7 protein-coding genes and 1 pseudogene are annotated in these 6,761 nt (G+C 74.6%); 7 read left to right on the top strand and 1 reads right to left on the bottom strand.

What is annotated here, in order from left to right; translation table 11 throughout:
* Positions 1-107 precede the first annotated feature (107 nt).
* The 4 genes from AB8Z75_RS29825 to lnt all read left to right on the top strand — a co-directional run bounded on the left by AB8Z75_RS29825 (position 108) and on the right by lnt (position 3,760).
* Positions 108-236 (top strand): chaplin family protein, encoded by a 129-nt coding sequence (locus AB8Z75_RS29825; protein ID WP_369207406.1) that lies wholly within the window; start codon positions 108-110, stop codon positions 234-236.
* Positions 237-385: 149 nt separating this feature from the next.
* Entirely contained in the window at positions 386-661 is a 276-nt protein-coding gene (locus AB8Z75_RS29820) for a hypothetical protein (protein WP_369207404.1), read from the top strand.
* 187 nt (positions 662-848) lie between these two features.
* A complete protein-coding gene (locus tag AB8Z75_RS29815) occupies positions 849-1,925 on the top strand; it encodes a DMT family transporter (protein WP_369207402.1) in 1,077 nt (358 codons plus the stop codon).
* Between the two features lie 269 nt (positions 1,926-2,194).
* Positions 2,195-3,760 (top strand): apolipoprotein N-acyltransferase, encoded by a 1,566-nt coding sequence (gene lnt / locus AB8Z75_RS29810; RefSeq protein WP_369207400.1) that lies wholly within the window; start codon positions 2,195-2,197, stop codon positions 3,758-3,760.
* 65 nt (positions 3,761-3,825) lie between these two features.
* On the opposite strand, the gene AB8Z75_RS29805 is transcribed toward lnt, so the two are convergent.
* A complete protein-coding gene (locus AB8Z75_RS29805; RefSeq protein WP_369207398.1) occupies positions 3,826-5,031 on the bottom strand; it encodes an FAD-dependent monooxygenase in 1,206 nt (401 codons plus the stop codon).
* A 92-nt stretch (positions 5,032-5,123) separates the two neighbouring features.
* Here AB8Z75_RS29805 and AB8Z75_RS29800 point away from each other — a divergent pair, with 92 nt between their 5' ends.
* From AB8Z75_RS29800 to AB8Z75_RS29790, 3 genes and pseudogenes are all read left to right on the top strand, one after another.
* Entirely contained in the window at positions 5,124-5,774 is a 651-nt protein-coding gene (locus AB8Z75_RS29800; protein WP_369207396.1) for a TetR/AcrR family transcriptional regulator, read from the top strand.
* Between the two features lie 12 nt (positions 5,775-5,786).
* Complete coding sequence (locus AB8Z75_RS29795; RefSeq protein ID WP_369207394.1) at positions 5,787-6,338, top strand: DinB family protein; 552 nt, start codon at positions 5,787-5,789, stop codon at positions 6,336-6,338.
* 130 nt (positions 6,339-6,468) lie between these two features.
* Positions 6,469-6,761 (top strand): annotated as a pseudogene (locus tag AB8Z75_RS29790) (hypothetical protein); the annotation flags it as partial.

Raw genomic sequence — 6,761 nt, 5'->3', positions numbered from 1 at the left:
GCACGGTACCAGCGCGGGACACGCCCGGAGTAGTCCGAAATGCGCGCTACGTACCCATGCCTCCACGGTGGACGTGGAGACAACAGCTACCTCTCATGGGAGCGAACATGCGTATTCGTACCGCTATCGCAGCCAGCCTGCTCAGCGCCGTCCTGGACCTCGGTCTGAACGTGTGCGGCAACACGATCGTCGCGCTGCTGAACCCTGCCTCGCAGAACGCCTGCAAGGCGAACTGACCCCCAGCGCACGTCGGCTCGGCCGTCGGACCCCGCCCCCCCCCCCCCCCCCCCCCTCCCGCGGGCGGCGGGGCTCCGTCGGTCCGGGGCCCGACCGGGCGGCAGCCGACGGTGCTGCCGAGCCGGGCACCCGCTGCCACACTGGCCTCATGGACAACTTCTACCGTGGCCCGGCGACCCTGCTGACCGGAGCCGCCGAGGTGCCCGTCGACGCGGCGCTGTTCACGGAGGCTACCGACCCCGGCAGCGCCTGGTTCGGCACCATCAGACCCGAAGGCAGCCAGCCGCTGTGGACCGAACTGGAGGGGGACACGGCCCGGCTGCGGCTCATCGACGGGCGGGAGGGCCGGATCGCCATCCGCGGCAGCGGCTTCGGCCCGGTCGAGGTCTCCGGCGAAGGGCCGCTGCCCGCACACCGGCCGTAGGTCCCGCGCCCCGCGAAGGCTCTGTCCTACGGCCCACGGCCGCGTCACCTGGCAGGGGGACACGGAGCGGTGACGTACTCCGCTGGCTGTACGCCAAGACGCTCCCGGCAGGTGACGACAGATCCCCCCGGACACGGGATCGTGGTGACATGAACGCGAAGCCCAACCAGGACCGGACGGGACGGACATGAGCGCGCTGACGGCTGCGGCGCTGCTGTCCCTGGTCTCCGCGATCAGCTACGCGCTGGCCGCGATCGTGCAGGAGCGGATCGCCGCGACGACCTCTCCCAGCCGCTGGGGACTCCTGCGCTCGGGCACATGGTGGACGGCGGCGGCCCTCCAGGGAGTAGGCGCGCTGTTGCACGTGGTGGCGCTCGGCCTGGGGCCGCTGACGGTGGTTCAGCCGCTCGGCGTGCTCACCCTCGTCCTCGCCGCGCCGATGGCCGCGGTGGTGGGCCGCCGCCGTGTGGCCGCCGCCACCTGGCGCGGCATCCTGCTGGTGTCCGCGGGGCTGGCCGGCGTCCTGCTGCTCACCGGCGACGCGGGGGCTGACTCGCTGCACGGGAGCGCCCAACTGCTGCTCGCCACGAGCGTCCTGGGCGCCCTCGCGCTGCTGGTCGGCCTGGCCGCCGCGGCGGGACGCCGGGGACGCGCACGGCCGGACGGCCGCGCCCCGGCGCTGCGGAGTGTGTGCCTGGCCCTGGCCGCCGGGGTGGCCTACGGTGCGGCCTCCGTCTTCGTCAAGACGCTCGCCGACCGATGGATGTCCGCCCCGCTGCTCATCTCCGTGCCACTGGCCGTGCTGACGGTCGCGCTGGCCGCCGCGGGGCTCGCCACCTCCCAGGCCTCCTACCGGGGCGGCGGGCTGGCGACGCCGCTGGCGACGGCCACGGTCGCCAACCCCGTGGTCGCGGCGGTCGCCGGCATAGCCCTGCTGGACGAGGGCTTCCGGTACGGCGCCACGGGTGCCGTGCTGGCGCTGGTGGCCGGCGCGGTGGCCACCTGGGGGCTGGTCGCACTGACGGTCGACAGCGCGCGCCGCACGCACGGTTCGCCGCCGGGGCACGCCCGGCCCGACGAGCCGGGCCGGACCCTGCCCCCGCCCCGCGAAGAGAGCCCGCGGGCACGGCGCGGCGACACGGCGGGGCACACACCGGACGCGGAGTTCGCGAACCGGGAGAGGCCCGGCGACGGAACGCGCGCCGGAGTGCCGCGCCAAGGCCGCGGCAGGCGCGTCGGCCGCCGGCCGGTCGCAGCACCGTAACGCGTCCTCCCGACCCCGTAACGCGTCTGCCCGACGCCGTAACACGTCTGCCCGACGCCGTGGCGTACCCGTCCGACGCCACAACACGTCCGCCCGGCCGCAGCGGACGGCACGGCACGGCGCGACGCGACACAACACGGCGCGACACAACACGGCACGGCACGGCGCGGCACGGCACGGTGCGGCGGGAACATCCGCCGCGCCGACCTCGTCATCTTCCGTCCCCTCCGTCACACTGGGGAGTGAGCACCGGACGAAGGAGGCGGGGCATGCGTGCCACCCCGGCCGTGCGTGCCGTCCCGGCCGCCCGCTGGGCGCGCTGGGTCCTTCCGCCGTTGGCGGGGGCCGTCCCCGCACTGGCGTTCCCCGAGCCCTCGCTGTGGTGGCTCGCGTACGTCGCACTCGTGCCCTGGCTGCTGCTGTTGCGCGCCGCGCCCACTCCCCGTGCCGCCGCACGGACCGGCTGGCTCGGCGGCACGGGCTTCATGCTGGCGATGCACCACTGGCTGATGCCGAGCCTGCACGTGTTCATCGTCCTTCTCGCCGCTCTGCTGGGGCTGTTGTGGCTGCCGTGGGGCCGGCTCGTCCACCGGCTGCTCTCGGGCACGCCCGCAGGCGGCCGGTTCGCCGCCGCGGTGGTACTGGTGCCGTCCGGTTGGCTGCTGGCCGAACTGATCCGCTCCTGGGAGTACCTGGGCGGGCCCTGGGGGCTGCTGGGCGCGAGCCAGTGGCAGGTGACGCCCGCGCTGCGGCTGGCGTCGGTGGGTGGCGTGTGGCTGGTGAGCTTCGTGGTGGTGGCGGTCAACACCGCCCTCGCCGCGCTGCTCTCGGCCCCCCTCGCCCGCCGGGCCGCGGCCGTCGCCGTGCTGGCCACGGCCGTGTCCGTGGGCGCGGTCTGGCTGTGGGCGCCACGCCCGCAGCCCGCGGGCGAGACACGTGTCGCCGTGGTCCAGATCGGGGAGACATCCTCGCGCGCGGAACGGTTCGCGCGCGGCGAGGAACTGACCCGGCGGCTGGCGGACCGCCGCCCCGACCTGGTGGTGTGGGGCGAGAGCAGCGTCGGGTACGACCTGCGCAGCCATCCGTCGCTGGTGCGTCGGCTCGCGGCGCTCTCCCGGGCGACGCAGGCGCCACTGCTGGTGAACGTGGACTCCCAACGCAGCGACCGGCCCGGCATCTTCAAGAGCGCGGTCCTCGTGGACGAGGACGGGCTGACCGGGCAGCGCTACGACAAGATGCGACTGGTGCCCTTCGGCGAGTACGTCCCGTTCCGTTCGCTGCTGGGCTGGGCCACCTCGGTCGGGCGGGCGGCGGGCGAGGACCGGCAGCGGGGGCGGGAACCTGTGGTGATGCGGTCGGAGACAGCGCGGTTCGGGCCGCTGATCTGCTTCGAGACGGCGTTCCCCGACATGAGCAGGCACCTGACCGCCGAGGGCGCGCGGGTGCTGGTGGCCCAGTCCTCGACCTCCACCTTCCAGCACAGCTGGGCGCCCGAGCAGCACGCGTCCCTCGCGGCGCTGCGAGCCGCCGAGACGGGCCGGCCCATGGTGCACTCGACCCTCACCGGCGTCAGCGCGGCCTTCGGGCCCGAGGGCGAACAGGTCGGACACCGCATGGACACGGACACCAGTGCGGCCACGCTCACGGAGGTGCCGCTGGCGCGCGGCACGACGCTGTACGTGCGCTTCGGTGACTGGACGGTACGGCTGGCGCTGACCGCTCTGGCGGCGTACCTCGCGGTCGAGGCCGCCCGCGCGGTGCGGTCACGGCGGGACCGGCGGCGGGCCCGTGACGAGGACGGGGGCCTCGGCCTGAGCGTGGCCGCCCGCCGCTGACCCTCCGCTCGCGCCCGCCGCGCCGTGGCGGGTCTCGTCACCGGCGTGCGGGTGACCGCCCTTCCTCACCGTTCGGGTGACCGCGTCCCGTCGGCGGCCGTGCGCTCCGGCGGTCGCCAGTCGGCGATCCCCGCGAGCGCGCGCAGCGTCAGCCCGGGCGCCAGGCGGCTGACGGTGGCGAGCGCCCCGTTGCGCAGGGCGCACGCGGGCGCGCTGGTGAGGGTCGTCATCCGGGCGGCACGCGCCGACCGCCGCACGACCTCGGCGGTGCGGGGCAGCCGCTGCCCGGTGTAGGCGGCCAGGGCCCCGCCGACCGATCCGGCCGGGTCGGCGAGCAGGCCGAGCACGATGGCGTCCTCGATGGCCTGGTTGCCGCCCTGGCCCAGGCTGGGTGCCATCGCGTGCGCGGCGTCACCGAGCAGGACGGTGCGGCCTGCGTGGTGGGCGGGGAGCGGTTCGGTCAGGTGGTGGACGTCGTTGCGCAGTACCGCCTCTTCGGGCACGGATTCGATGAGCTCGGGCAGCGGCCTGTGCCAGCCCGCGAACAGCCGCGACAGCGCCTCTCGCTCTCCGTCGGGGGCGCGCCACGAGGCGGGGACGGCAGCAGCCGCGTAGGCGTAGCTCCTGCCGTCCGGCAGGGACTGGGTGCCCCACATGCGGCCCCGCCCCCAGGTCTCGTGCGGCTCGGCGCCGCCTTCCGGGGTCTCGGCGAGGAACCGCCAGGTCGTGAAGCCGGCGTAGCGGGGACCCGGGTGCGCGGGGAAGAGCGCTCGGCGGGCCGGGGAGTGGATGCCGTCGGCGGCGACCACGAGGTCCGCCTCCATGGTGTGGCCCTCATCCGTGGTGACGGTGGCCAAACGGCCCTCGGCTCCCGGATCGGTCGGGCTCGCGGCCACTCCGGTGCGCAGGGTGACGGTGTCGGGCAACCGGGCGCGCAGCAGGTCGACGAGGGCGGCGCGGGTCATCAGGACGAGAGGATCGCCGAAGTGGTCGGCCGTGCGGTCGCCGGTCGTGGGCACCAGCCAGCGGCCGGAGGGCGAGCGCAGACCGCCGCGTCCGCTCCAGGTGCGCAGCGCGCGTACGTCGTCCCCCACGCCGACGACGTCGAGGGCGCGCAGCGCGTTGGGGGCGAGGGCGATGCCCGCGCCGACGGGTTCGAGCGCGCCGGCGCGTTCGAGGACGGTGACGGTCCAGCCGCGGTCGGCGAGCGCGACGGCCGCGGTGAGGCCGCCGATGCCGGCTCCGATGACGAGGGCGCGCGAGGTGGGCACGGGTACCTCCCGAAAAGACCAGGACACTACAGCTGTAGTGACTTCCGACTCCGAGGATACTACTCCTGTAGTGCGCGGGTAGATTTGCCCCCATGCCCTCTCGCGACACCACCGTTCCCCGCTCGGAGCTGATCGCCGACACCGCGATCGGATTGCTGGCCGAACGCGGGCTGCGCGGCCTCACCCACCGCGCCGTCGACGAGGCGGCCGGGCTGCCGCAGGGCTCCACCTCCAACCTCGCCCGCACCCGGGCAGCCCTGCTCCAGACGGTGGTGGAACGGCTGACCTTCCTGGAAGGCGCGGCCCTCCTCGCACAGGAGGGGACACCGGCCGCCGGAGACCCTCCGGGCCCCGGCCCGCTCGCGGACCTCGTCGCGGCGGCGCTCCACCGCCATCTGACCCGGCACCGCGCCCTACTGGTGGCCCGTTACGAACTGGCGCTCGAAGCCACCCGGCGCCCCGAGCTGCGCGCCCACTACGACAGCACCGGAAGAAGCGACTTCGCCCAACCGCTGCGGCACCTGCTCTCGGCCGCCGGCTCCACCGCACCCGAGCGGCACACGCTCTCTCTGCTGGCCTGGTGCGAGGGCATCATGTTCACCTGCACCGCGGGCTCGTTCAACGCCGCCGTTCCCAGCGAGGAGGAGCTGCGGACCGGCCTGCGGGAGATCCTGGCCGGCATGCTCGCGCCCGCGGCCCCGAGCGCTGCCGGCGTACTCCGCCTGCCCTCCTCTGAAGGCTGACAGGATCAGCACATGACAACCGAGGACGGAACAGCACCCGAAGGGCCGCCCCTCACCTTCAGCGGAGCCCCGCTCCCCGAGGGCACCGGAAGCGAACGGCAGATCCTCCAGCAGTGGCTCGACCTGCAGCGCGCCACCCTCGCCGCCAAGTGCGAGGATCTGGGCGACGAGGAGTTGCGGCGGGCCGCCGCTCCGCCGTCCGCACTGACCCTGCTCGGCCTGGTGCGGCACATGACCGACGTGGAACGTCACTGGTTCCGCGGGATGTGGCGGGAGGAGGACTCCGCACCGCTCTACCGCACCCCCCAGGCGCCGGACGACGACTTCGTCGTCACCGAGGCCGACACGGGCGAGGAGACGCTGGCCGCTTGGCGTCGCGAGATCGCCCGGGCCCGTGCGTCCGCCGCCGGGCGGTCCCTCGACGAGGTCGCCACCCACCCCCGCCGCACGGGCTGGCGGATGTCACTGCGCTGGATGTACGCACACATGATTCAGGAGTACGCGCGGCACAACGGCCACGCCGACCTGCTCCGTGAGCGCATCGACGGGAAGACCGGCTTTTGAACCGGTGGCCGCGAAGCTGCTGAACCGAAAGCCGGGAAGGCCGCTGATCAGCCCGCGATCAATCCGGGCCGGTCGCGATCACTCCTGGGAGGACTTCCAGCCGGGGCGTGACAGCGGAAGAGTTGCGTGGATGTCACGTATCACGAAAGCCATGGCCGTCGCGGGAATGGCGCTGTCGACCGCGACCGGGTGCATGACCGTCTCGGGCGACCCCGGCGCGCCCGGCGGCGGCTCCGCCTCCCACCACTCCCCCACGTCCGGCCACCGGGACGCCTCCCCGCGCGTGGCGCGTTCCCCCGCGAAGGAGGCGCTCTCCCGCAACGAGCAAAAGGAGAAGGCCTCCGGCCGGCGTGGCACCGCCGGCGCACGTGGCGGCACCGCGCCGCGCTCCGGCGAGGGGGCGCCGGGCAGGGACACCCCCAC

Source organism: Streptomyces sp. PU-14G (assembly GCF_041028275.1).
Classification (GTDB): Bacteria; Actinomycetota; Actinomycetes; order Streptomycetales; family Streptomycetaceae; genus Streptomyces.
This window is presented reverse-complemented; position numbering and strand designations above follow the sequence as displayed.

Coding starts and splice junctions, on each gene's coding strand:
- lnt (WP_369207400.1), top strand. CDS start 2,195: ATGCGTGCCACCCCGGCCGTGCGTGCCGTCCCGGCCGCCCGCTGGGCG.
- AB8Z75_RS29795 (WP_369207394.1), top strand. CDS start 5,787: ATGACAACCGAGGACGGAACAGCACCCGAAGGGCCGCCCCTCACCTTC.
- AB8Z75_RS29820 (WP_369207404.1), top strand. CDS start 386: ATGGACAACTTCTACCGTGGCCCGGCGACCCTGCTGACCGGAGCCGCC.
- AB8Z75_RS29800 (WP_369207396.1), top strand. CDS start 5,124: ATGCCCTCTCGCGACACCACCGTTCCCCGCTCGGAGCTGATCGCCGAC.
- AB8Z75_RS29815 (WP_369207402.1), top strand. CDS start 849: ATGAGCGCGCTGACGGCTGCGGCGCTGCTGTCCCTGGTCTCCGCGATC.
- AB8Z75_RS29825 (WP_369207406.1), top strand. CDS start 108: ATGCGTATTCGTACCGCTATCGCAGCCAGCCTGCTCAGCGCCGTCCTG.